Genomic DNA, 25169 nt, shown 5'->3' with positions numbered 1-25169 from the left:
ATGTTGAAAAATTTTACCGCAAAGATTCGCAAAGTTTTTTTTTATAATGGTTTACGCTTATAAATACAAAGTTTACAAAGGCTGCATCAAAAAGATTTTACTGGGGCAATTTTAACACAGAGCGCGCAAAGTTTTTTCATAATGTTTGCGCTTATAAACACAAAGTTCACAAATCTGCATCAAACATAGCTTAGCGAACTTTGCGTAAGCTTTGTGTAGTCTGTGTTAAAATCTATTGACAAAGCTCTGTGTTAAAATCTATTCGCAAAGCTTTGAAACCTAACAGAAAAACTTTTTTATCTTTGTTACATGAACGACGTACTTCCCGTTATAGATTATATCTCACGATATGTTGATTTAACAGATGATGAAAAAACTCATCTAGCTTCTTATTTAAAAATCACAAAGGTTAAAAAAAGACAATTTATAGTACAGCCTGGTTTTGTGTGCATGCATAAAAGTTATGTTGTGAAAGGTGCTTTCAGGGGTTATCTGGTCGATAATGAAGGCAAAGAACATACTTTATCTTTTGCAATCGAAGACTGGTGGATTTCTGATTACAGCAGTTTGATTTATCAGGAACCTGCAACGTTGTTTGTTGAGGCCCTGGAAGATTCAGTCCTGATTCAGATTGAATATGAAGACGAACAAAAATTTCTTGAAGAAATTCCGAAACTGGAAAAATTTGAACGCATCATTACCCAACGTTCCTTAGCTTTTCATCAAAAACGATTATTATCCAACTTCACCAAAACAGCCGAAGAACGCTATGACGAATTCATGACCAAATATTCGGCTATTGCAAAGCGTGTTCCCCAATATGCGCTGGCTTCGTATCTTGGTTTTAGTACCGAATATTTAAGCAAGATTCGTAATAGAAGAATTGCTAAATAGGTTCTACCATTCTGAGTCACTAAATAAACAGTTTCATGAATTTCCAAATACATCTCTTTCGCATACATTCCTTTTAAGGTTTTGAAATTGCTTAATTCAGCCTTTTTACATTTTTAAAAGTTTAAAAAGTTAAACCAGTTCAACCTTATTTCCTAAACCAGTTCATTTTTATTTTTATTATTCTGTCCCAGATTTGCATTGTCAATACCGACAAATAATTTTAATTCATAAAAATGAAAAATACTATTTTAATTACCGCATTTTCGATTTTTTTTATGGCTTGTGACAGCGAAAAAAAGCCTGCAGCAACTCCCGTTTGTTTTCAGAGCAATTACAAGATAACAGATGTTGGTCTTTACCCTGAAGGAATTGATTACGATTCTAAAAACGAGAGATTCCTTTTTAGTTCATTGTATAAAGCAGCAATTTATGCCATGAATTCAAAAGGTGAAGTAACTAATTTTGCCACGAGCAACAAACTGGTTTTACCCACGGGAGTTTATACAGATGAAGTCCGTAACCGATTAATTGTGGCGAACGCAGATTTGGGCATATCTCAAAAAAGTACTGCCGGAAGTGCCGGATCTGTTGCAACAGTCAGTATTTTCAATTTGACTTCAGGCATTTTAATCAAGGAAATTGATTTGAAAAATTTTACGCCAAACGCCGGTTCTTGTCCCAATGATGTTGCGGTAGATTCTAAAGGAAATATCTATATTACCGATTCCTTTTCTCCTAATATATATAAAATTGATACTGATTATACTGCGTCTTTATTTATTACGAACAACTTATTTCAGCCTGCTCCCAATCAATTTGGTCTAAACGGAATTGTTTTTCATCCTGATGGTTATTTATTGGCGGTAAAAACCGATAATTCGAAATTATATAAAATAACACTTGCTAATCCTGCCGTAATTACCGAAGTTACCGGAACCGATTTTAGTGCGCCTGACGGAATAGAATTAGATAAAAAGAACAATTTAGTTGTGGTCGAAAACGGATTAGCTTTAGGCAAAACCTACACTTTTTCAAGTGATAATAATTGGAAAAGTGCCCTGAAAATTAGTGAAACCAATATCGGGAAAGAGGAATTCCCTACAACCGCAGCTTTGGCTTCAGATGGAAATGTGTATGTAATTAGTTCAAAACTGGGCAAATTATTGGCTGGCGATAAAAGTCAGTCAACGTATACAATCCAGAAGATAAAATAGTTTTTGTTTCAGGTTTAAGATTGAAATGTGAGTGAAAAATTTTAGCGCATAGTTTTACGCAAAGATTCACAAGGATTCCAATAAAAATAGCCACAGCTTATAAGATTATGAAGGATTTTTTAAAAATCTTCGAATCTTTTTAATCTGTGGCTATTGGATTTATTCAAAAGCTGGAGCGGAATGAACATTACTATGCAAACTATTTCTTTACATTAATAGTCAAAACTCCTGACTTTAATCCTTTGGCGGAAGCCGATAAAACAACTTCATTTGCATTTTCATCTTTCTGAATAATGATTTGTGCATAACCATTAAACAATTTTCGTTTCCAGGATTCTGCCGGTGTTATGACACGAATAATTCCCGGATCTGTATTCATAACATCCCAGTCTTTTACTTTTTGCAAAGGCGATGCTCTTATAATAATAAAGTTGGTTCCTTCTTTTAAAACAGCTCGATCCAGATGATATTTTTGAGGATCATCTGTACTTGCATTCACCAAAGTTCCGTTTACAAAAACCGACTCGTTTACTCCAATTTTTTTATAAAAGAAATCGACAATATTCGACTGCAAATTATTTTTCAAATCAAATTTTCCCCTATAAATATATGCCGAAGCCTGATTTTTATAATCTCTGTCTTTAAAAGCTTCTTTCCATTCCTTGTTATCATTTAAAGCAGATTGACTTGCAACATCACCTGAAAAATGCTTTTCTTCAAAATTTGTAATGGGAACAAGATTTATAGTATCAATAAACTGATCTTTTTCTAACGATGTTGGATCGCCGTTTCCTACACCCAGAATTTTTGCACCTTTAATTGAGAATGTAATTTCGTTATTTGCCGTTGGCACATGTAAGCCTTTTTTATCCATAACTTCTACCGTTATAACTGAAACATTTGCATTCGAAAGGTTTTCAGCATCTACAGAAAGTTTAATATTTTCCAGATTTTCGGTTGTTTTTTGATTATCTTTTACTATTTTTTTTCCGTTTTTATATCCAATAGCTTCCAGAGTTCCGGGCGTATATTTCACTTTCCATTCTAAATGTCCGTATTGTTCCATTTTCTTTTTTCCAAGACTTTTTTTGTTGAGAAAAAGCTCGACCTCATCACAATTAGAATGTACCCAAACATCGATTTCTTTTCCTTCCATTCCGTTCCAGTTCCAATGAGGGATGATGTGCAAAACTGGTGCATTTCCCCACCATGATTTTAGATAAAATACATTGTCTTTCGGGAAACCGCAAACATCCATCATTCCGAAATAAGACGTAACTGATGGCCATCCATAAGGCGTTGGTTCGCCGCGATAATCAAAACCGGTCCAGATAAACATTCCTGCCAGATAGGGACGTGTGGCATAAAACTTCCATCCTTCTTCAATACTGAAAAAAGTGGGGCGAGGTTTTTTGTCGTAAGCACTTTGATAATGTTTGGCATCATCTGTAAAATAAATCCCGCGTGTTGCAAAAGTTGAACCTTCCTCCGTTCCCATACCGGGTTGGTTTTTAAATTCATTTCTATGGGCATCGATATCGCCATTTCCCATATAATTATAGCCCATAATTTCGACTACGGATGATATGCCGCTCTTGAAACCGCTACTGATCCCCACCGTTACAGGTCTTGTAGCATCAATGCTTTTGCTAAATCCCTGCATCACATTTGTAATGCGTTCACCTGTGATTCCGCCTTCAATATTCCATTCTTCATTACCTACTGACCAGCAAATTATACTGGGATGATTACGGTCACGCTCGATCATGCGCTTAACATCGTTTAAATGATATTCATTAATTCCCATTAAACGGGTTTCGTCAATCACCAGCATTCCCAGTTTATCACATGCGTCAAGCAATTCCGGAGTTGGCGGATGATGGGAACAACGATAAGCGTTTGAACCCATTTCTTTCAGCTTTTTAATGCGGTAATATTGTAATTCGTCAGGCAAAGCAGTTCCAATTCCTGCATGATCCTGATGATTATTCGTTCCTTTTAATTTTACCGATTTTCCGTTAAGAAAAAAACCGTTTTCAGCGTCAAAACGAATCGTTCTGATTCCGAAATTCGTTTCGTAACTATCTACAATTTTCCCTTCTTGTTTGATATTAGTAAGCAAACGATATAAATTTGGCGAATCAATATTCCATAATAACGGATTATTGACTTTCATTTTTGAAGTAAATTTTGCTGTTTTATAAAATTCAGGTGCCGACGCATTTTCAGAAACGCTCCTAATTTCTTTTCCGGAAACATCTATAATAGTCTGTAAAATTTCAATCTTACCTTTATAATTTCCTTTATTTTCAATGGTAACTTCGGCAGTAACTTCAGCGTTATTATCCTGAATTTCTGATGTTACGTAAGTTCCGTTTTGAATTACGTGCAACGGATTTGTCTTTTGTAAATAAACATGTCTGTAAATCCCCGCACCTTCATAAAACCAACCTTCTTCCATCGAAGCATCTGCGCGAACTACGATTGTATTTTCACCTCCATAATTAACATAAGCCGATATATCATACTCAAAACCATTGTATCCGCTTTCTTCAGTTCCGAGGAAATGTCCGTTAAAAAAGACTTTCGAATTTCTAAAAACACCATCAAATTTCAGTGAAATAATTTTTCCCTGATCGCTTTGCGGAATATTGATTTTTTTTCGGTACCAACCAATGCTTTTTTCAGGAAAACCTTTTCCGGAAACTTTAAAACCGTGACTATAACTTGCTTTTTCGCTAAACGATTGTTCAACAGCCCAATCATGAGGAAGATCTAGTTTTCGCCAGGCACGATCATCAAATCCAGGTGCTGCGGGACCATCGCCAAAACCGGTTTTTGCTAAATAGGAAAAATAACCTTCAGCATGACCAAAATCTTTTTGCGTGTCGTACAAATGACCTAACGAAAAACGCCAGTCTTTGTCAATTAAAAGTAATTCCCGATCTGATTTATTTTGGGCAAACGAATTAATTGAGAGCAATAAAATAAAATAAAGTAAAATTTCTTTGTGAGAAATAGTTTTCATAAATAGGTTGGTTAGCAAAGAGCGATAAAAATATGATTTTAAAACGGAATAAATCAATAGTATTTTATCAAAATCTAATCATGAACAGTACTGCTTCAGGTCTTTTATCAAGAAAATCCATGTTTGTTTTACTTAAAAAATGTTTTGAAAAAAATCTTTTATCATTAGCAATACAAGTACTTAAAGTCTATTAGTAAAATTTAGAATCATTCTATTGCCCCTCTTTTATCAAATTGTTATGATTTGATGTAATTTTATATTGAAATTAACTTAAAAAACAAAAATCAACTAGTATTATGAGTGTTATTAAAGATGAAAATAAACTTATGAGCACCATTAAGCGTGTCGATCAAAAAATTGACAAACTAAATGATCAAAAGATTATTGCCTTTTTTGAAGCTCTTGGTTTAACTGAAAGAGAAGATATTCCTAAAAACTTTCTGGAATGGGAAACCATTCTTATTGTCGTTCCGGATCGTCATATCTCACACGAATTAAAGTATTATAAATATTCGATAGCAAGACTTTCCTTTGTTACAAACTCTAATGCGCAGGAAATTCACATTTTTGATTTTAATGAATGGAAAAATAGTACCCGAAATAAAACTCAATTTCAAATTAGAGAAATGTTAAAAACGAGTTTTGGCGGTGTTAGAAATCATGCTGACAGGTTGAATTAATTTTACAATACTTACTCTTGTATTATAAAATGGTCTTAATTTAGAATTACTTTTTATTTTTTTGAAGCCAGTTTAATCTCAAAAATTTCAATAAACTTCTGTTCTAATTTTCTCCTTTTCCGATCCTCTTTCCATCTCGAATAGAAAATTATAGCCAGTAAAAATAAATTAACAAGTGTAGATCCTTTTCTTAATCCTTTTCCAAAAAAAATAAAAAATAGATTAATGGCAACTAGACCAATTATTGGAGAAAATTTGACCCAAAACAACTGGATTTTACTGTTAGATTCAACAATACAATCGATCTTAAGTATATTATTAACGTTTTTGTATTTTCCTTTTATAATAAAATATGTTGGTGATTTGACTGAATTCATCGTTAAATGAAAACTTCGATCATCAAAAAATCCGTAAAAAGGCTTGGTTCCGCCAAACGTTGGGAATAATCTAAAAGGACTTAAATTTACTTTTAATGAACCAAATTCTGTACTATTCCTTAGTCTTTCTCTGAATTCAGCTATATTGAGTTTTGATTGCATTTATCAATTTGTTTTAAAGAAATTCTAAATTCTTTTAATAATTTCTTTTACTCTTGAAAAAACATAATTTGCTTTTTCATCAAAAACAACCATATCAAAATCGCTGCTTCCTTCTATAAAATGACCTTCTTTTTTAGTATCAGCATATAATTTTTCAAAATATAAATCGCGTTTTTTCAGCCAGTCTAATTGTTCCTTTTTCAATTTAGATTGTTCTTTTGAACTCAGTTTAAGTTTTAAATTCCTGTAGGCAACATTCAATAAGCTATCCGATTGATTGTAATATTCAATCGCACAATTTTTCATGCCGCTTCCGCTATTTAAGCATTGCTGATAGGACGATTTTACTTTATTAACTGTTTCTATGGTTTGTGCATTACAATGGAATGCCAATACCACAAAGAATAATAGTAATGAATTTTTGATCATAATTTACTCTGAAATTTTATTGTTGCCCGTTGTTTGAAACAGCAATATACTCAAAGTTTTTTATTAGTTTCAATTTTACTGCGCTGTCAATAAACTTTTTACCATTTCGTTCAGGGCGTTGCCGTGAATATTTTTAGCCACGATAATTCCGTTTTTATCGATCAGAAAATTCAATGGCACAGATTGCAGCATATAATCCCCAATAACCGGAGATTGCCAGTATTTTAAATCACTTACTTGTGTCCACGGCAATTTTTGCTTTGCAATTGCAGCAAGCCAAAGCGGTTTTTTAGTATCCATAGAAACGCTGTAGATCGTAAATTTATCAGGATAAGTATTGTATAATTTTATCAATTGCGGTTGTTCCTTAATACTTGGTCCGCACCATGAAGCCCAAAAATCGATTAATACTAATTCTCCCCTTAAAGAAGAAAGTACAACGTTATTTCCTTTTGGATCCGGAAGATCGATTTCGGGAGCGATATCTCCAATATCAGTTCCTACTACCTGAGCTTTTGAAGTTGTAATTACGCAGCATAAAAATCCTAAAATAAGTAAAGTTTTTTTCATAGTTTGATTGTCTGAATATTTTTTAGTCTCGAAAAGTTGCAGACGCAAAGTTTTTAAAGTTAAAGATTAAAACTTAGAATTAAACTTTGAACCTTAGCGTCTTTGCGCGATTAATTTTCCAAAGCAAATATAAATTTTCTTTATTAAAATCTCCCAGTTCCACTCCTCCATCTTAAAATTTTCCTAAATATTTTTCTTTAGATTGGTATATCGGGAAAAGTCGATATATTTGCGGCATGGAACCAATAGAAATCTTTAAGGCACTCTCTAACAAATCCAGATTACAAATGCTGGAATGGTTAAAAGAACCTGAAATAAACTTTCCGGATCAACTCCAGCATGCAGGATTTGAACACGGAGTTTGTGTTGGACAAATACAAGCCAAAGCCGGCTTAACACAATCAACTGTCTCTGAATACTTGTCTATTTTACAACGTGCAGGATTTATAGAATCAAAACGCGTTGGACAATGGACTTACTATAAACGCAACGAAGGTGCCTTTGAAGCACTCAGTAACTTAATTCAATCTAATTTGTAAATTACTATGAGTACAAACAACCTGTTTTCGCCATTTAACTTAAAAACGTTAAATCTTAAAAATAGAATCGTAATGGCGCCAATGACGCGCTCATTTTCTCCAAACGGAATTCCAACTGATGAAGTAGCTTCTTACTACCAAAAAAGAGCTGAAGGTGAAGTTGGTTTAATATTATCTGAAGGAACTGTTATTGACAGAGCTTCCTCATCAAATGACGCTAATGTGCCGCATTTTCACGGTGAAGCAGCTTTGAACGGCTGGAAAAAAGTGATCGATGAAGTGCATGCTGCCGGAGGTTCAATGGGACCACAAATCTGGCATATGGGAATTATGGACAATCACCATTCAGGATGGGTTCCGCCGGTTCCTTTTGAAGGTCCGTCCGGATTAAACCGACCAGATTTTAGAAATGGTATAGCGATGTCTGAAAAAGATATTGAAGATACTATTATTGCTTTTGGAAAGGCTGCTGCCGATGCTAAAAGATTAGGTTTTGATACTATCGAAATTCATGGCGCACACGGATATTTAATTGACCAGTTTTTTAGAGCTGAAACAAATTTACGTACTGATATTTATGGTGGAAAAACACTTCCGGAACGTAACCGTTTTGCTGTTGAAGTAATAAAAGAAATCAGAAAACAAGTGGGTAATGATTTCGCGGTAATCATGCGTTTTTCTCAATTTAAACCTTCTGATTATGATTATAAACTGGCTAAAAATCCACAGGAATTAGAAGCGTGGCTTACTCCGCTTGTTGATGCCGGAGTTGATATTTTACACTGTTCTCAACGTAGATTCTGGGAACCTGAATTTGAAGAATCTGATTTGAACTTTGCAGGATGGGCTAAAAAAGTTACGGGAGCTCCAACTATTACTGTAGGTTCTGTGGGACTTTCCGGAGATTTCTTTGGTGCATTTGCGGGTGAAAGTTCTCAACCAACTTCTTTAGAGGAATTAAACAGACGTTTCGACAGAGGTGATTTTGATTTGGTTGCCGTAGGAAGACCGCTTTTATCTGATCCTAATTGGGTTGCAAAAATTAAAGCCGGTAAAACGGACCAATTGAAAGGTTTTAGCAAAGAAGCTTTAGGAGCATTGGTTTTAGAATAAATCTTTTTAAGGTTCAGAGGAACAAAGTTTTTAATTGCCCACGGATCTAACGGGTTTTACAGGTTAACACAGATTTTTTAATCATTTTAATCTTTTAATCCGTAAATAGATTTCTATAAATACAAAAGGGATGAAACACAAAATGTTTCATCCCTTTTTTTATATCTGTAACTAATAGATTTAGAAGGTTCAAAGAGGCAAAGGTTCAGAGGAGCAAAGTTTTTAATTGCCCACGGATTAAACGGGTTTTACAGGTTTACACTGATTTTTTTATCATTTTAATCTTTTAATCCGTAAATAGATTTCTACAAATACAAAAGGGATGAAACACAAAATGTTCATCGCTTTTTATTATATATGCAATTATAGATTTAGAATGTTCAAAGGCTTTCCGTTCACTCCGAACCTTTGAAGCTTTGTACCTTTGTACCTATGAACCTTTTTACCTTTGAAACCTTTGTACCTCTGAACTTCTGAACCTTTATACCTTTAAAGCTTTACTCCTTTTCAACAACCAATTACGTACAGGTTCATCATAGAATTTCAAACAGATAAAAGCTATTGTAATACTTGAAATTAAAACTCCAATTCCTACCAGATAACCGTCTTTTAAGGAAACTTTATTATCAATTACCCAGGCGGTGTACCAATAAATCAGCGGATAATGTGTAATATAAATTGGGTATGAAATATCTCCCAAAGCTTTGCATATTTTGATTGAAAGCGCATTTTTTATTTCTCCTCCTGCTCCAATTGCAACGATTAGCGGAAAGAAAATAATGATAACAACTGATTCATACAAACCATTCATCCATAAAGTGCTTTCGTCGCCAATTCTTGGTATTGAAAAGAGAACCAGAATTAGTAAACTGCAAATCCAGAACGCTCCTTTTATATGAATTAATTTTCCTAAACGTGAAAGTAAAACTCCGGCAAAAAACGGATATAATAATCTTGTAAATCCAACATTTAATTGTTCCGCATTCAAAGACCAACCGCCAATCACATCGCCTTTTGGTCCGTAAACGGTGTAATTAATAAGCATTGCGGCAAATATAAAAACAAAGACCGCCAGAACTTTATTAGAGAATTTACGAAAGAATAGCGCATATAAAATATTGGCAATATATTCAAAGAAAAGCGACCATGCAGGACCGTTAAGCGGATGCATTTCGCCCCAGCCTCTAATTTCCAATGATGGCGGAATCGGTAATAACGTAAACCCAATAACCATTGTTACGATCACTTTCCAGACTGGCATTCCCGCAATCATAGGGAAAATACCCGAAGCCTGAAAATAGTAAAATATTGCCCCAACGATCATTCCCATAATTACCATGGGCTGTAAACGAATCAATCTTCGTTTATAAAATTCCCATTGGGTCATTTTACCCCAGCGGTCATCATATGCATATGCTACGACAAATCCGGATAACAGGAAAAAGAAATCCACTGCCAGATAACCGTGATTGATGATCTGATTAAAACGGCTTCCGCCATTGTGAGCTTCGAAAATATGAAAAATAACTACTAAAATTGCGGCAACTCCGCGTAAGCCGTCGAGTATTTCATAATGTTTTTTTGGTTTAATATCAATCATATTAATTGTTGATTATTAATGGTTAGTTATTAATGGTTAGTTGTCGTTTATTAGTTGTTAATTACAGATTGTAATTTGATGGTTTTTCATTAATAATTAACAATCAATAATTTATAATTAAAAATTACTCATCGTGTTTTTTCAGCCATTCTAATCTGCGTTGATCAGGTAAATGGGTTACTTTAAAGTTTTCAAATTTAGCTTCAAAGCCTTTCCCGTCCGGCGATGCAGCCATTAAACCTACCATAATCGGCGTGTTGTCTTGCAAAGGCGCATTTCTGGTCAGGATATAATTTTTATCATCATAGGAAAAGAAAACTTCTACAGCATCTAATCGTCTTACGACTTTTATCCATACAAATGGTGGTGCTTTTTCCAGGGTTGTTACGCTCCAATCGCTTTTGTCGTGTGTTACGACTGTACTAATATTGAATTTTCCGTCGACAAACTCCACTCCGGTTTTAATGTAGTTTTTCTCATCGATTCGAAGCATTAATCCCATTTGGTCAAAACGGGCGATGTAGTTTCCGGTTAGTTTTACTTTCGCTTCAAATTCTCCTCCGTAAGTTGCATAATAAAACGGAGCGTCATCAACTGTGAATCCGTAATGCGAAATTCGCCAGTAATCACTATTTGCCGTCACATTCATAATCAACGCATTATTTTTAATTTCCCATTTTTCAGGTTCATTAAACCATTGCATTTTAGTAAGGCTTTGCGCCGAAATATGTTGTGCTAAAAATAAAGTGATAACACCAAGTACAATTTTTTTCATATCATTTAATTTTAAAACAATAAAGTGTTTATTTTTTGAACCATTAAGAGATTAAGAAAAATTAAGTTTTAAACTCTTTTAACTTTATGCTTTTTTACGCATAGTGAACACAAAGCTTTATTAACTTAATATCTTAATGGTGAAAATATTTTTTTAAAGATTAAAAACTTCTAACCTCTAACATTTTACCTCTAACTTATTCATAAAAGCAAAGCTGCAACTTTTTACACCTGCAGCTTTACAACCAACCAATTTAGAAATAATGAAATTATTGAAGTGAGAATCCCACTTTAGATTTTATATCTGTAGATGATGCTCCTATAATTGCTTCAAAAGCTCCCGGTTCAGCAACCCAGTCGTGCTTTTTATCGTCAAAAAAGCTTAATGCTGTTTTGTCAACTGTAAAAGTGACTGTTTTTTCTTCTCCGGCTTTAAGCGAAATTTTCTCAAATCCTTTTAATTCTTTTATCGGACGAACTAATGAAGATTTTAAATCGCTGATATAAAGCTGAACAATCTCTGAACCTTCTCTTGATCCTGTGTTTTTCACTTTTACTGTAAATGTAATCTTATCTGCAGCCGACATTTGTTTTTTATCTGCGGTTACTTTTCCGTATTCAAAAGTGGTATAACTTAAACCGTGACCAAAGGAGAATAGTGGTTTTGCTTTTTGTTTGTCTGCCCAGCGGTATCCTACAAAAATGCTTTCTTTGTAAGTAACATCTTCTCCACCTGGAAATTCTCCTAAAGCGTGAGCTCCGTTATCAGATAATTTTACCGGAAAAGTAAAAGTCAGTTTTCCGGAAGGATTTACATCTCCCACTAAAACATTTGCCAGAGCATTTCCTGCTTCTGTACCTAAAAACCATCCTTGTAAAATTCCTGGAACTTCTTTTACCCACGGCATTGCCACAGCATTTCCTGAGATATTTACAAAAACTACATTTTTATTTACTTTAACTAATTCAGTTATTAATTTATCCTGTCCGTATGGCAAACCTAGTTCTTTACGATCGTGTCCCTCATCATCCTGATTTTCACTTTTATTCAAACCTCCAATAAAAATAACAATATCAGCATCTTTCGCAATTTTCAAAGCTTCGGCAGTTAATTCAGCAGGAGAACGTTTTTCTTCTAAACTCACTTTTGCTATTACTCCGTTATAATTACTGGTTGGATCTCCCACATAACCACGAGCATAAACGATTTCAGCCTGATTGCCAATTTTTTTCTTTAATCCTTCAAGTGGTGTAATTTCGTATCGTGCTTTAAGAGAAGAACTTCCTCCTCCTACAGTCATCATTTTGATTGCATTTTCACCAATGACAGCAATTTTCTTTGTTTTAGAAAGATTGATTGGTAAAATATTATTGTTGTTTTGAAGCAATACGATTCCTTCTTCAGCAATTTTTAAACCTGCCTGAGCGTGTTCTTCTGTTCCAAAAGATCCAAAAGGTCTGTTTTTATCCATTGTTGTTAAGAATGATAAACGCAAAATACGACGTACTTTTTCATCTAATTCCTTCGTTCCAATTTCCCCTTTTCTGATCATTTCAGAATATGGTTTGGCTAAAAAGTAATTATCATACGCATTACTTGTTCCCCATGAAAGTCCGTTTGTCCAAGAACCAAATTCCATATCTAAACCGTTATGAATGGCTTGTTTTGTATCATTAACTCCTCCCCAATCTGAAACTACAACGCCTTTAAAACCCCATTCTCCACGAAGAATATCGTTTAGTAAAAATTCGTTGTGGCAACATTGCTGACCTTTGTATTTATTATATGAACCCATAATTGCCCATGCATCACCTTCCTGAACTGCAGCTTTAAAAGCCGGTAAATAAATTTCATAAAGTGCACGATCATCAACAATTACGTTTACAGAGTTACGGTTTGTTTCCTGATTGTTTAAAGCGAAATGTTTTACACAAGCAGCAACTCCGTTTGATTGTACTCCTTTAATATAAGGAACCACCATTTTTGAAGTAAGGAAAGGATCTTCTCCCATATATTCGAAGTTACGACCGTTTAATGGGGTTCTGTAAATGTTAACTCCGGGTCCTAACAATACGTTTTTATTACGGTAACGTGCTTCTTCTCCTATAGATTTTCCGTATAACGAAGATAACTCTTTGTTCCATGTTGCAGAAAGTGCGGTTAAAGCCGGAAATGCAATACAAGAATCATTTGTCCATCCTGCCTGATCCCACTCGTCCCATAAAACTTCGGTACGAATTCCGTGAGGTCCGTCGGTCATCCAGTTTTCCGGAATTCCCAAACGTTTTACACCTGGTGAACTAAATTTAGACTGCGCATGAATCATCGCAATTTTCTCTTCCGTTGTCATTCTTTTAAGCGCATCTTCTACACGCTCATCAATGGGCTTTTTATCATCAAGATAAACAGGAACTTTATTCTGTGCAGTTACACCGATAGAGCTCAGCAAAAGTAAAACAACAATTGTTTTAACGTTTTTAAACATAACTATTAATTTATTAAAGCATTTAATTTAAAATCTAAAAGGCAGTATAAAGTCATAAATACCTTTTAATAATATTGTAAAGCTAAAACGTTATAGTTCGTCTTAGATTTTTAAATGAAAAAAAGTAGTGAAATAAAAAATCAATTAAATGATTATCAATTACTTAATAAAAATTAAAGATCAAAAAAAGTAGTGATTTTAAAATAAAAAATTAGTCTTTTACTGAAATTAAACCAATTTTAATGACCATTTCCTCAAAATCATTTCTGGAAACTGCGGCTTTATTTCTGGCTCTGGTTCTGTAATTATAAATCGTACTTAAAGAATATCTCAGGAACGCTGCAATTTTTACACTGTCGGTAATTCCCAACCGAATCAATGCGAAAATTCTAAGTTCAGTGTTAAGAAGTTCTCCTTGTTTCAAAATGATTTGTTCTTCCTTAATTAAAAGTGCATTGAAATCTTTCACGAAAGTGGGATATAAATTCAGAAAGATAATATCAAAGTTTTTGTATAATTCCTCCAGTTCGTTATCAACCAAAGTAGTTGATTTTAGCATTTTGTAAATCTCATCAAATTGTTTTGCAGTGGCTTTTTTGTTTAAGATAATGCGATAGTTTTCGAGCTTATTGATATAAGTGGAACAAAGGCTGAAAAAGTGCGCGATATATTCCTCTTTAATATGATTAGATTCTGATAATTGTGCATTACGTTCCTGAAGCTGATTATTAGTTTCTGTAATGTCTTTGTTTAATTCGGCTAATTTCCGGCTCGTTTCGTAAAGTTCTCCACGAATTCTGGATACTTTTTTCATTTGCTTGTACACATAAATTACTGCCACAATCAAAAATACCGACAATAAACTAATGCATAAAAGATACAATTGTAATTCGGTTTTTCGCTTTGCTTCTTTTTCTAAATAAACGGTATTAATGATCGAATAAACTTCTGACATTAATAAGGTGCGAAACTGAACGTTGCAATAAAGTGCGTCTTCAATGGCTGATTGTGTTAGTTTATAAGCCATATCAACATCTCCAACCTGATAAAAAACCAACGCCAATTCTTGTAACGAAGCATTATCTTTATTGGCATTTCTAATATCTGAAGTTGCAGATAGTGCGTAATATTTCTTTCGCAATTCTAATTGATGTTTTGCCTCATAAATACTTCCTAAAAGATAGGTAATCATGGCATATTGCGAATTATCTTCTTTTATTGTACTAAACAATTGCAGTAGTTGTTTTTCGGCAAGAGCAAAATTTTTCTTGGCCATTACTTGCTGAATCTTAGTAATTTGATAATTCAGCGTATTGGGTTCTAAAACTGTAACTAACGAATCGCGATATTGGCGTATTTGCTGAATGTATTTTATATCGTAACTATTTGCGGCATAATGCTCAAAAAACTCTCGGTATGCAATATAATAGGTTTGAAGCAAGGATCTTGATAAGGTATTTTTATTAATATTTTTTAAAAGTGCTTCAGATTCACGGTATTTTCCTGACGAAGAATAAAGTGTTACCAATTGCAAATTTGCCAGATTGAGTAATTCCTGATTCTGAAGTTCGCTGGCAATTTTCGCATTCTTTTTTACATAAAAAATAGCCGAATCTGAGTTGAATTTCTGGTATTCTGTATATAAGGTTTTGTTGTAATTATACTCTTGCTCCTTCGTTAAATCTTCTGATTTTATTTTTTTGAAATTCGCAATGCGTTCTTCTTTAAGACGAACATAATGTGCTTTATTTTTAAGAGCATCATTTAATTTTGCTAAAATAGTATCTGTGCTGTCCGATGAATAAACGGGGCTACTTAAAAGAACGAACAAAATAAATGACAGATAATTTTTCAAAACAATTAAAATATAATGAGACCCACAAATATAAGAAAGTGTGAATACAAATGTGAATTATTTATAGGTCGCAATTTTTGAATTTTCGTAACACGGAAATTATAATGAAAAGCTTTTAAATTTATTTTTAAATTTGAGTATCTTCAATTTCTAATTTAAAAAGTAAATACAAATGCCTCATTTTATCATTGATTGTTCAGAAAATGTGCTTCGGTTAAAATCTGCAGATGAAATCATGCAGGAAGTTTTTAATTCGGCATTATCAACAGATCTTTTTATTACGACTGAAATTAAAGTCCGTATTAATCCGTTTTCGTATTATAATAATGGAAATTCCCTAGACGATTTTATTCATGTGTTTGGATATATTATGGAAGGTCGAAATACAGATCAAAAAGCAAAATTATCAAAAGCAATTGTATCTAAACTAAATGAAATACTTCCCGAAGTTCCAGTAATTTCAATCAATATAATGGATTTCGAGAAAGCGAGTTATTTTAACAAAACTATGATTTAGGATTATTTATTAGTTTAATGATATAAATAATTTTATACCTAAGTCATTGTGTTGTAGTATTTGTATGGAATATTATTGTTTTTTTTACAACTGATTAAATGGATTTGAAATGATTTTTTCTACTTTTAAATAATCCAATGATTATCCTGCGAATTTCCATAAAATCATTTTTTTTAAATGAGGGATTTTTTTATCTCTCGCAGATTTTGCAGATTGAGCAGATTTACTTTTAACAAAAAGGGAAGCTTTGTCAATTTTAATACTTTGACAAAGCTCTGGTAAAATCTATTCTCTTGCATCTAAAATCTTTCTTCTATTCTCTTTCTTCTATTCTCTTTCTTCTATTCTCTTTCTTCTAAATGAACAGCAATTGGCGCCGCCAGACAACTTTCCGGAATATCAAAAGCGTTGACTAATGAAACGGCATCCGGACGAATATCCCAACAAAGCTGATTGACTATTTTACGGATTGCTTTTGTCTTTACAGCCTCCATATAACCATCTTCAAGATACCACGCTTTGTTTTTTTCTATTTGAGAAAGCGCGTATAACTGATTTAGTTTTGTCAATATTTCTTTTGATTTTATATCTTCGACTTCTTTTATTGCTAATTGAAATTGTTCTAAAATTACCCTTTCTAAATACGCCTGAGCGACATCAATCATTTGGTGTTGAACTACATTAAAAGCATCATAAGATTCTAAACCACCATCAACTAATTTTTTAATACGTCGTGCTGCCGAAGCCAGAATTGTTTTTTCTCTATGAATAAAAGCCTGTAAATGAAACTCTTCGTCCAGCAAATGTTCATCATCTGTTTTACGGGTTGCAATAGGATTTTTTTCTGTAAGGGCTGTTTTGGCATTTTCGTAAACATAATTAATAATACCTGCAGCTCCCATTTCTCCAAACGCTTTTCTAAATTCAGATAAACGGTTTTTAGCTACTAATTGCATCAAAACGGTATTATCCCCTTCAAAAGTGGTGTATATTTCGGTGTCATTTTTTAAGGCATCGATTCTGTTTTCAGATAAATATCCTTTTCCTCCTATTGCTTCGCGGCATTCCTGTAAAATATCTCTTGTTGACCAGGTTGAATATGATTTCATTCCGGCAGCAAGAGCTTCGATTTCCTGCATTTCCGGTTCTGTTTTATTCAGGAAACGTTTTGTGAGATATTGCAAGGCAAAATGAACGGCATAGGTTTTTGCTAACGGCGGAAATAATCTGCGTTGGTGCATTCTGTAATTTAAAATCGGAACTTCTGATCCTCCTTCCGGTCCAAATTGTCTACGTTGATCGCTGTATCGAATGGCAATGGTCAATCCTGATTTGGCTGCAGCCAAAGCGGAGCGCGGAATCCCGATTCGTCCTCCAACTAAAGTACCTAACATGGTAAAGAAACGTCTGTTATCACTTGGAATCGGGCTTTCAAATTCGCCTTTATCGTTCACCGAAGCAAAACGATCCAGCATATTTTCTTTTGGAATCTCGACATTATCAAAACTAATTGTTCCGTTATCTACGCCGTTTAATCCCATTTTATGTCCGCAATCACCAATCGTGATTCCGTTTAACGTATTTCCGCTTGTATCTCTTAGCGGTACAACAAATGCATTTACGCCATAATCGTGACCATCGATAATTAATTTAGCAAAAACGGTTGCCATTTGTCCGTGAATCGCTGCGTTCCCAATATATTCTTTCTGCGCATTTTTATTGGGCGTATGAATTGTAAACGTTTGATCGTTATGATTATAAGTTGCTGTAGTTTCCAGTCCTTTTACGTTTGAACCGTGATGTGTTTCGGTCATTGCAAAACAGCCCGGTATTTTTAAAGAACCAATATCTTTTAAGTATTTGGCATAATGTTTTTCGGTTCCTAAGGACTGAACGCTCATTCCCCAAAGTCCAAACTGAACGCCAAATTTTATCACTAAACTCAAATCATGGTAACTTAAGGTTTCCATAATGGCAAAATAATCCGCTATGTTTTCTCCTCCGCCATGTCGTGCAGGATATGCCATATTTCCCAGATTTTCTTCTGCGAGAATTTTACACCAATTGTAAACGGTTTGACGATACACATTAATATCTGTCGAGGTCTCATAAGCAAATTCAGGTCTTGAAATAACCGATTTTACTTTGTTGATTATCGCTGCTTCTTTCCCGTTTAAAATGTCAGTTATTTTCTGAATATCAAAATCGCTGTTGGTTTTTGAATTTGCCGTAAAAGAATGGGCTTTGGTTTTGAAATTCTGAAGCGCTTCTTCGCCCAAAATTCCAAGATCATTTTCTAATTTTATAAAATCAGATTCTAATTTCGAAATATCGAGATCTTTTTCTGAAAGCGCAACGGCAATATCAAAAATAGATTTTATATCGTCTTTATTCTGAATGCTGTTTTCAATATCTAATTTCCATTGCGCGAGTTCATTTCGCGATGGCGGATTTGAAATATCTAATCTGGAAATAAGTTGTTGCTTTTCTTCGGGCGAAAGCCAGGTCAAATCATTGATAAATGTCTGAATGGTTGTAAACTCTTTCTGAGTCAGCAAATCATCCGACCACACTAAATAAAATAACGGAATAAAGGCTTGAAGTTTGGTATTTTTCATATAAATATAGTTCTGTTTGTATTGTTTTTTCGCCACTCCAGATAACTATCAGGATTTACAGATGAAATAATTACAATAATTTAAAAAATCATTTTAATCTCTAAATCTGTTGACAACTTTTCTACATTTTATTGCGTAAAAAAGCAGGAATGAAAATACTCATTCTTGCTTACATATGCTGTTAAGATTCTGGTAATTTTAATTAAAGTTTATTGAGAGTAAAAAAAGGTTTGCCAAGAATTGCACTAATTTTCTCGAATTTTTTATTTGCCAGATCTATAAATTTTAATTCTTTTGGCAGAAATTAATGAATTATTTTTGTTACCAAACAGAATAAAAAATTCGTGTAATTAGTGGCAAAAAAAACATAACAATAGAGTACATAAAAAAAACAGGAATGAAAATATCATTCCTGTTTTGAATATCCTGTAAAGATTCTGGTAATTAACATTTTAAACCAATAAAAAATAATAACCTAACGTTACTTCGAATCTTTGGATATTGTCGTGAACTTTTGCTTCATGGCAAAAATATGATGCGAATTAAAAACCAATACTGCAAGAAAAATAATGCTATAAGCTATAATTTGTATGTTCCCAATGGGTTCGTGATACACAAAAATTGCCAACAGAAAAGCAATCATTGGGTTTATATTTAAAAGCATTCCCACTGTTGATGAATTAATGCCGGAAAGGGCGTATAAATTAAGGAACAGAGGAAAAATCGTAAACAAAATTGCAATGGTTTCTATACAGAAATAAAACTTAAATTCTGTGGGAACCGGACCGCTGTATGCGGGATAAAAAGGCACTAAAAATAAAGCCGCCAATGTAATGTGAAACGTCAATATTATAAATTTATCAAAACCTTTATTGACACGCTGACTTACTAAATATGACGCATAAGTAAAACCAATAATAATACTAAAAAACATATCCATAATATTGGCATACGATAAAAGTACACAGCCGGAAATACTTAATCCTACAGCCATCCATTGGGTTTTGCTAAGTTTTTCATGCAATATAAAATACGCCAGCAATGTGGTTAAAATGGGACAAACCAAATAGGCTAATGAAGTCGCTTTTACGCTAACATGATTCATTACATAAATAAATGTAAACCAGTTTGCCATTAAAAAAACGCTTCCGCCAATGTTTAATAAAACTGTTTTACGTTTCTCAAAAGCCGGCATTGATTTAAAAGTTGCAATTGCTTCTTTTATTCTTTTTCTTTTGAAGGTAAAAGCAATAATCAACATTAAAATACTACAGCTAAATACACGATAGAATAAAATATCAAGAGACGGATATTCGTGTATTGGTTTTAAAACCAAACTAAAAAATCCCCAGATTATAAAACAGGTTATTGCGGCTAAGTAGTATTTTGTTGTTTTCACGAATCTTGGTTTTGTTTGGTTTTCTTAATAAAGCAAATTTCTAAAAAATAAAACAGCAATACAGATACAGTTTTTGTAAATTGCACCATAACAGTTTTTTTTTATGCGAAATTCCAATTACTTATATCTGCAATTTGCTGACAGGATCGAAAAACAGATAAAATCCGGTGTTTTAAATGTTGGAGATAAACTGCCATCAATCCGAGAAGTTTGTGCGGAAACAGGCTACAGCATGAGCACGGTAAGTAAAGCGTATTATGAAGTAGAAAGCAGATCGCTCATTGAATCGCGTCCGCAATCCGGTTATTATGTTAGTAATACATCGGCACGAATTATTACAGAACCTTCGCCAAGCAGTCCTATTTTAAAATGTGTGAATATTGATCGTGAAGATTTGATCGATCAGGTTTACGGGAATATGACAGATAAAAATATTACGATGCTTTCGTTAGGATTTCCGTCAAATGAGCTTTTGCCTATTGCAAAATTAAACAAGGGAATGATTCAGGCAATGCGAGAATTACCCAATAGCGGAACGAGTTATGAGCAGGTAAAAGGAAATCCGAATTTAAGAAAGGAAATTGCCAGATGGTCGTTTACCTGGGGCGGATCGCTTACAGAAGAAGATATTATTACAACGCCGGGTTGTACAAGTGCTATATCGCATTGTTTAATGACGCTAACAAAACCCGGAGATACAATTATTACTGAAAGTCCTGCGTATTTTGGCATTTTGCAACTCGCTAAATCGCTGGGATTGTATATCATGGAATTGCCTACCAATATGACGACGGGAATTGAACTGGATGCATTAAAAAAAGCACTTTCGACTAAAAAGGTAAAATTGTGCTTGCTGATGAGTAATTTCAGTAATCCGTCCGGAAGTATGATGCCGGCGGAACATAAAATTGAAGTGGTGAAATTAATGGAATTTTATAATATTCCGCTGATTGAAGATGATATTCACGGTGATTTGTACTTTGGCTCCAGCCGACCTACAAATTGTAAAACCTATGATGAAAGCGGCATTGTATTATGCTGCAGTTCGGTTTCTAAAACTCTGGCTCCAGGATATCGCGTCGGTTGGGTTTCGCCGGGGAAATTTAAAAAGGAAATTTTACGCAACAAAATTTACCATACGCTTTCCTCGCCTACTATTACGCATCAGGTTGTTGGGGATTTTCTTAAAAATGGCAGATATGAGAATCATCTTCGAAAAATACGACAGATTTTGAATCATAATTGTAACAATTATATTAATACTGTTCTGGAATCTTTTCCTAAAGGAACGAAGGTAAGTCAGCCGCAAGGTGGATTTTTTCTTTGGATAGAACTGGATAAAAGTATTGATACTGCAGCATTCTATCATCTGGCAATGCAGCATAATATTAGTATCGCTCCTGGCAGGATTTTCTCTTTTCAGGATCAGTTTTCAAATTGTATGCGACTAAGTTTTGGTTTACCCTGGACGAATGAACTGAGACAATCTATACAGATTTTAGGTAAATTGCTTCATAGGTAATTTAAATTGCCCACAGATTAGACGGGTTAAACGGATTATCGCGGATTATTTTAATTCTTTAATCTGGAATTAGTGTATATAATCAATATTTTTATTAACAAGTTTAAAATCTATTTGTAATAAAAAAAAGCCAGACAACAGTTTTTATACACGTTGTCCGGCTAACAAATTGAAACCAAAATCAATTTAATTATAAAACATAATAAGCATTATTTTTTTCTGCTTTTTTAACCTCCGGCTGAAGATGAAATTCATTAATGATATCAAATTCGCTTTGGTATTCATTAAGCATTTGTGTGATATTTTTTTCAATTGTATTGGCAATTGTTGTTACAGGAGTATCTGTAGGTCTGTTTTCGAATGGATCCTGTAAATGAATTGCCATTTTTTCGATTAGAAAGAAAGCTCCGGCAATTGCGGTAATTAACGGAATTGCAAACCAGCTTAAAACACTAATTAATCCAAAAGGCAATAATATAATAAACAAACACAAGGTCATTCTGATATACATACTGTATGTGGTGGGGAAAATAGTGTTCTTAATTCTCTCACATTTACCCATTTCATCACACAATCTTGATAATGTATTGTCAATTTCAACTTGCTGATACATATTGATGCGTTTATCATTTTTAGCATTTCTAAGATCTCTTGCATGCAAAAGCAAAATAGCATTGGGAATGTTTTGATGATTTTGTACAAAACGCATTTCTTCTTCGCTTATCAAGCCTTCAAGCGGTTTTAAGGCATCTTTATTTCTTAAAGATTGTCCTAAACTATAACACCACGCAATTTGTCTTTTGGCAAAATTTTCTTTGAATTCATTTGCTTCTACAGAAAAATCAGGGTCTTTGTAAAATGTCAAAACCTGACGAATTAATGTTCTGGAATCATTTACTATTGCTCCCCAGACAATTCGTGCCTCCCACCATCTGTCGTAAGCCTGGTTTGATTTAAAAGCTAATAATAAGGATATAATTGTTCCAATCATTGTTGGAATTGCAATCGGGATATCTACTGGCAGATTGATGAAATAGTTGTGAAATATTTCAAATAATATAGTGTAAGTCAATACGAGACATAGTTCTACTTTAATTTTCCCGAGAACGTACTTCATTGGTATTCTTTTCTTTAATAACATATTTTCGGTTTTAAATTAACTAATCTTTTTCTGGAACTAATTTGGTCTTATGCCATTTCTTCATATAAAGACAAAACCGGAAGTCCAAGTTTGTCATTTATATTTTCTTTTTTAGTTTTCTTGAATTTGATTTTTTCTCCTTTGCGAGTTTCAACTAACAAATCAATATCGTATTTTGAAATGGCTTCTGATAAATAAGGTGCAAATTTTTCGTAGTTATCATCAAAATTAGAAGTCTGACTTACGATTTCGAATGAAAAATTATCGTTCAAAAATTGCTGAACATCCTTAACATGCATATTGGCACGCGCGTTCTCGATGTAAAGTGCTTTATTAAAATCTTCCTTGTATTTCTCTGTTCCTAAATGTAAAATTGGACATTTTTGATTGGCTGCCAATTGTATCAGATATTGATGAATTCGTTTTGTTTCCTGCTTGTAAGAGTTCGTCAAAACAATTAGTTTTACTGAGAAAACATCAATGATACGTTTAAATATAGGAGATGAAAGTCCGTACTGGTTGTGAACTTTTATTTTGCAGTTTGGTGTGTGATCTATAATGTAGCGACAAGTTTCAAGTACTTCTTCCTGACTTGCAGTAAGTCCGGTACGCATTTCACGCAAATATCCTGATGATGAAAAAGTATCCGGAGCATCTGAAACCATCATTAAAATGATTTCACATCCTGATGATTTTGCCTGATCCACTGCTGACTTTACAGCACAAATAGTATCATCTTTTAAAGTCGTAGGTATTAGGAAATTTTTCATATGTATAATCGTTTAGTTTATACATACAAAATAAGTCCTGCAAAATTAGAAGAGTCTTAATTTAAAATTAGAACTTTCTAAGATTCAACATTAGATTTTTTAATGTTGTTTTTCCTGATTTTTGATTTATTGAAAACAATAGTTACAATTGTTCCTTTGTTTTGCTCTGATTGTACTTGTATTTCGCCATCGTGCATGCGAATAATTTTTGATGCCAGAGGAAGTCCTAAACCATATCCTATATATTTGGTGGCAATTTTTCCTCTAAAAAATGGTTCATACAAATGCGGAATATCTTCTGGCGGAATTCCTATACCAATATCATTAATAGCAATTTTAATCGATTCCTGATTGGCAGAAAGCGTTACAAAAACTTCATTATTGTCTGAATATTTTACTCCGTTTGTAACGATGTTATTAATAGCAAGTTCTAAAAGCGGTTTGTTGCACGGAATTAAAAGTAAGTTGGAATCCTGGGGTGCAAAATTAAATTTCATGCTCACACGATTGTCAGGATAAATTTTATCAAGATCTGATTTTACATCCATTAATAATTCATCGATTCTGGCAATATCCAATACTTGTTTTTTGCCATCGTAACCTGTTTGTGTGAGTTTCAATAAGCTTTCGGTCAGGTTTCCTAATTTTGAAGCCTGATTGTAAATATTTCCTAAGGATTCTACATATTCTGAAACATCTCTTTCTTTTAGAAGCATAATTTCAGACTCGGCAATAATGGTGGTAATTGGCGTTTTTAGTTCGTGGGAAGCATTGTTTATAAAATTCGCCTGAATTTCAAATGAAGTTTCCAGACGATCCAGCATATCATTGAAGGTTTCGGTAAGATCTGAAATTTCATCTGAGTTTTTAACTTGCGGCAATCTGTTATGAAGGTTTGAAGCACTAATTCTATTTACTTCTTTAGTGATTCTTGCAACTGGATTAATAACGCGTTTCGCAAGAAAACGACCTAAAAAGAACGCTAAAAGTATGAATCCGAAACCTCCAAAAATTAATATTTTTGCGATAAATATAGTGGTAGTTTTTCCTCTTCGATCTCTTGCGCCAACTATTACAATGTATTTTTGATTGTTTTCCTTAAAAACCTGTCCTAAATAATATTTGCTATTTACTTCAAAATAGTCTTCTCCAGTTGTTAAAACATTGGTGTAAAACTCGTTTGGTAAATTTAATTTGGTATTATAATCAAAACTATTAGCACTGTTTATTTTAAGAACAAATTCTTCTTCTTCAATAAGTTCTTCCAGTCCGTTCTTTTTTAATTCACTGTAATACTTGCTTTTTTCAGGATCGTTTTGAAAATGAATCGAAGCCACAATTTTAGCTCTGTCCTCTAATCGCTTTAAGAAGTGATATCGGTTATTTTCCCGAAACAAAACAAAAACAACGATACACAATAGTAAAGTACTAAAGGTGGAAAGTGATACATAAGTAAAAGTAATTTTTTTTCTTATATCCAT

Annotated in this window: 20 protein-coding genes; 7 read left to right on the top strand and 13 right to left on the bottom strand. The window is 33.6% G+C overall.

All coding sequences use genetic code 11. From position 1 onward, the window contains the following. Positions 1 to 309: 309 nt before the first annotated feature. Positions 310 to 894: a Crp/Fnr family transcriptional regulator gene (locus tag ACHRVX_RS03810; protein ID WP_395329382.1), complete on the top strand. Its 585-nt coding sequence runs from the start codon at positions 310 to 312 to the stop codon at positions 892 to 894. A 233-nt stretch (positions 895 to 1127) separates the two neighbouring features. Further along, a complete protein-coding gene (locus ACHRVX_RS03805) occupies positions 1128 to 2108 on the top strand; it encodes an SMP-30/gluconolactonase/LRE family protein (protein WP_395329380.1) in 981 nt (326 codons plus the stop codon). Between the two features lie 199 nt (positions 2109 to 2307). Here ACHRVX_RS03805 and galA read toward each other — a convergent pair whose 3' ends face one another. Continuing rightward, the gene (galA, locus tag ACHRVX_RS03800; RefSeq protein WP_395329378.1) at positions 2308 to 5136 is read right to left on the bottom strand and encodes a beta-galactosidase GalA; all 2829 of its coding nucleotides are present in this window, start codon (positions 5134 to 5136) and stop codon (positions 2308 to 2310) included. A gap of 296 nt (positions 5137 to 5432) precedes the next feature. On the opposite strand from galA, the gene ACHRVX_RS03795 reads away from it, so the two are divergent. After that, positions 5433 to 5816, top strand: a complete 384-nt coding sequence (locus tag ACHRVX_RS03795) for a hypothetical protein (protein ID WP_395329376.1) — start codon at positions 5433 to 5435, stop codon at positions 5814 to 5816. Positions 5817 to 5869: 53 nt separating this feature from the next. On the opposite strand, the gene ACHRVX_RS03790 is transcribed toward ACHRVX_RS03795, so the two are convergent. The 3 genes from ACHRVX_RS03790 to ACHRVX_RS03780 all read right to left on the bottom strand — a co-directional run bounded on the left by ACHRVX_RS03790 (position 5870) and on the right by ACHRVX_RS03780 (position 7354). After that, positions 5870 to 6355 (bottom strand): hypothetical protein, encoded by a 486-nt coding sequence (locus ACHRVX_RS03790; RefSeq protein ID WP_395329374.1) that lies wholly within the window; start codon positions 6353 to 6355, stop codon positions 5870 to 5872. 24 nt (positions 6356 to 6379) lie between these two features. Further along, a complete protein-coding gene (locus tag ACHRVX_RS03785; protein WP_395329372.1) occupies positions 6380 to 6784 on the bottom strand; it encodes a lysozyme inhibitor LprI family protein in 405 nt (134 codons plus the stop codon). A 75-nt stretch (positions 6785 to 6859) separates the two neighbouring features. Beyond that, positions 6860 to 7354 (bottom strand): TlpA family protein disulfide reductase, encoded by a 495-nt coding sequence (locus tag ACHRVX_RS03780; RefSeq protein ID WP_395329370.1) that lies wholly within the window; start codon positions 7352 to 7354, stop codon positions 6860 to 6862. A gap of 236 nt (positions 7355 to 7590) precedes the next feature. On the opposite strand from ACHRVX_RS03780, the gene ACHRVX_RS03775 reads away from it, so the two are divergent. After that, a complete protein-coding gene (locus ACHRVX_RS03775; protein ID WP_055097872.1) occupies positions 7591 to 7893 on the top strand; it encodes a helix-turn-helix transcriptional regulator in 303 nt (100 codons plus the stop codon). A 6-nt stretch (positions 7894 to 7899) separates the two neighbouring features. After that, positions 7900 to 9006 (top strand): NADH:flavin oxidoreductase, encoded by a 1107-nt coding sequence (locus ACHRVX_RS03770; protein ID WP_395329368.1) that lies wholly within the window; start codon positions 7900 to 7902, stop codon positions 9004 to 9006. Positions 9007 to 9487: 481 nt separating this feature from the next. Here the strand turns inward: ACHRVX_RS03770 and ACHRVX_RS03765 are convergent, their stop codons facing one another. From ACHRVX_RS03765 to ACHRVX_RS03750, 4 genes are all read right to left on the bottom strand, one after another. Beyond that, complete coding sequence (locus ACHRVX_RS03765; protein ID WP_395329366.1) at positions 9488 to 10606, bottom strand: acyltransferase family protein; 1119 nt, start codon at positions 10604 to 10606, stop codon at positions 9488 to 9490. Between the two features lie 124 nt (positions 10607 to 10730). After that, complete coding sequence (locus tag ACHRVX_RS03760) at positions 10731 to 11381, bottom strand: DUF1349 domain-containing protein (protein WP_395329364.1); 651 nt, start codon at positions 11379 to 11381, stop codon at positions 10731 to 10733. 268 nt (positions 11382 to 11649) lie between these two features. Then, a complete protein-coding gene (locus ACHRVX_RS03755; RefSeq protein ID WP_395329362.1) occupies positions 11650 to 13866 on the bottom strand; it encodes a glycoside hydrolase family 3 C-terminal domain-containing protein in 2217 nt (738 codons plus the stop codon). A gap of 211 nt (positions 13867 to 14077) precedes the next feature. After that, the gene (locus ACHRVX_RS03750) at positions 14078 to 15721 is read right to left on the bottom strand and encodes a DUF6377 domain-containing protein (RefSeq protein WP_395329360.1); all 1644 of its coding nucleotides are present in this window, start codon (positions 15719 to 15721) and stop codon (positions 14078 to 14080) included. 172 nt (positions 15722 to 15893) lie between these two features. Here ACHRVX_RS03750 and ACHRVX_RS03745 point away from each other — a divergent pair, with 172 nt between their 5' ends. After that, the gene (locus ACHRVX_RS03745) at positions 15894 to 16238 is read left to right on the top strand and encodes a 5-carboxymethyl-2-hydroxymuconate Delta-isomerase (protein ID WP_395329358.1); all 345 of its coding nucleotides are present in this window, start codon (positions 15894 to 15896) and stop codon (positions 16236 to 16238) included. Positions 16239 to 16579: 341 nt separating this feature from the next. Here ACHRVX_RS03745 and ACHRVX_RS03740 read toward each other — a convergent pair whose 3' ends face one another. Next, the gene (locus tag ACHRVX_RS03740; protein ID WP_395329356.1) at positions 16580 to 18856 is read right to left on the bottom strand and encodes an acyl-CoA dehydrogenase; all 2277 of its coding nucleotides are present in this window, start codon (positions 18854 to 18856) and stop codon (positions 16580 to 16582) included. 481 nt (positions 18857 to 19337) lie between these two features. Then, complete coding sequence (locus tag ACHRVX_RS03735; protein WP_395329355.1) at positions 19338 to 20255, bottom strand: EamA family transporter; 918 nt, start codon at positions 20253 to 20255, stop codon at positions 19338 to 19340. Between the two features lie 103 nt (positions 20256 to 20358). On the opposite strand from ACHRVX_RS03735, the gene ACHRVX_RS03730 reads away from it, so the two are divergent. Continuing rightward, positions 20359 to 21777, top strand: coding sequence for a PLP-dependent aminotransferase family protein (locus tag ACHRVX_RS03730; RefSeq protein ID WP_395329353.1), 1419 nt, complete (start codon positions 20359 to 20361; stop codon positions 21775 to 21777). A 190-nt stretch (positions 21778 to 21967) separates the two neighbouring features. Here the strand turns inward: ACHRVX_RS03730 and ACHRVX_RS03725 are convergent, their stop codons facing one another. The 3 genes from ACHRVX_RS03725 to ACHRVX_RS03715 form a co-directional block, all read right to left on the bottom strand. Further along, positions 21968 to 22918 carry a bestrophin family protein gene (locus tag ACHRVX_RS03725; protein WP_395329351.1) on the bottom strand — a complete coding sequence of 317 codons (951 nt, stop codon included), beginning with the start codon at positions 22916 to 22918 and terminating at the stop codon, positions 21968 to 21970. 47 nt (positions 22919 to 22965) lie between these two features. Beyond that, complete coding sequence (locus ACHRVX_RS03720) at positions 22966 to 23688, bottom strand: hypothetical protein (protein WP_395329349.1); 723 nt, start codon at positions 23686 to 23688, stop codon at positions 22966 to 22968. Positions 23689 to 23765: 77 nt separating this feature from the next. Continuing rightward, positions 23766 to 25169, bottom strand: a complete 1404-nt coding sequence (locus ACHRVX_RS03715; RefSeq protein ID WP_395329347.1) for an ATP-binding protein — start codon at positions 25167 to 25169, stop codon at positions 23766 to 23768.

Source organism: Flavobacterium sp. FlaQc-47 (genome assembly GCF_044006475.1).
GTDB lineage: Bacteria > Bacteroidota > Bacteroidia > Flavobacteriales > Flavobacteriaceae > Flavobacterium.
The sequence above is the reverse complement of the archived record's forward strand: the minus strand, read 5'-3'. Positions and strand labels throughout refer to the sequence as shown.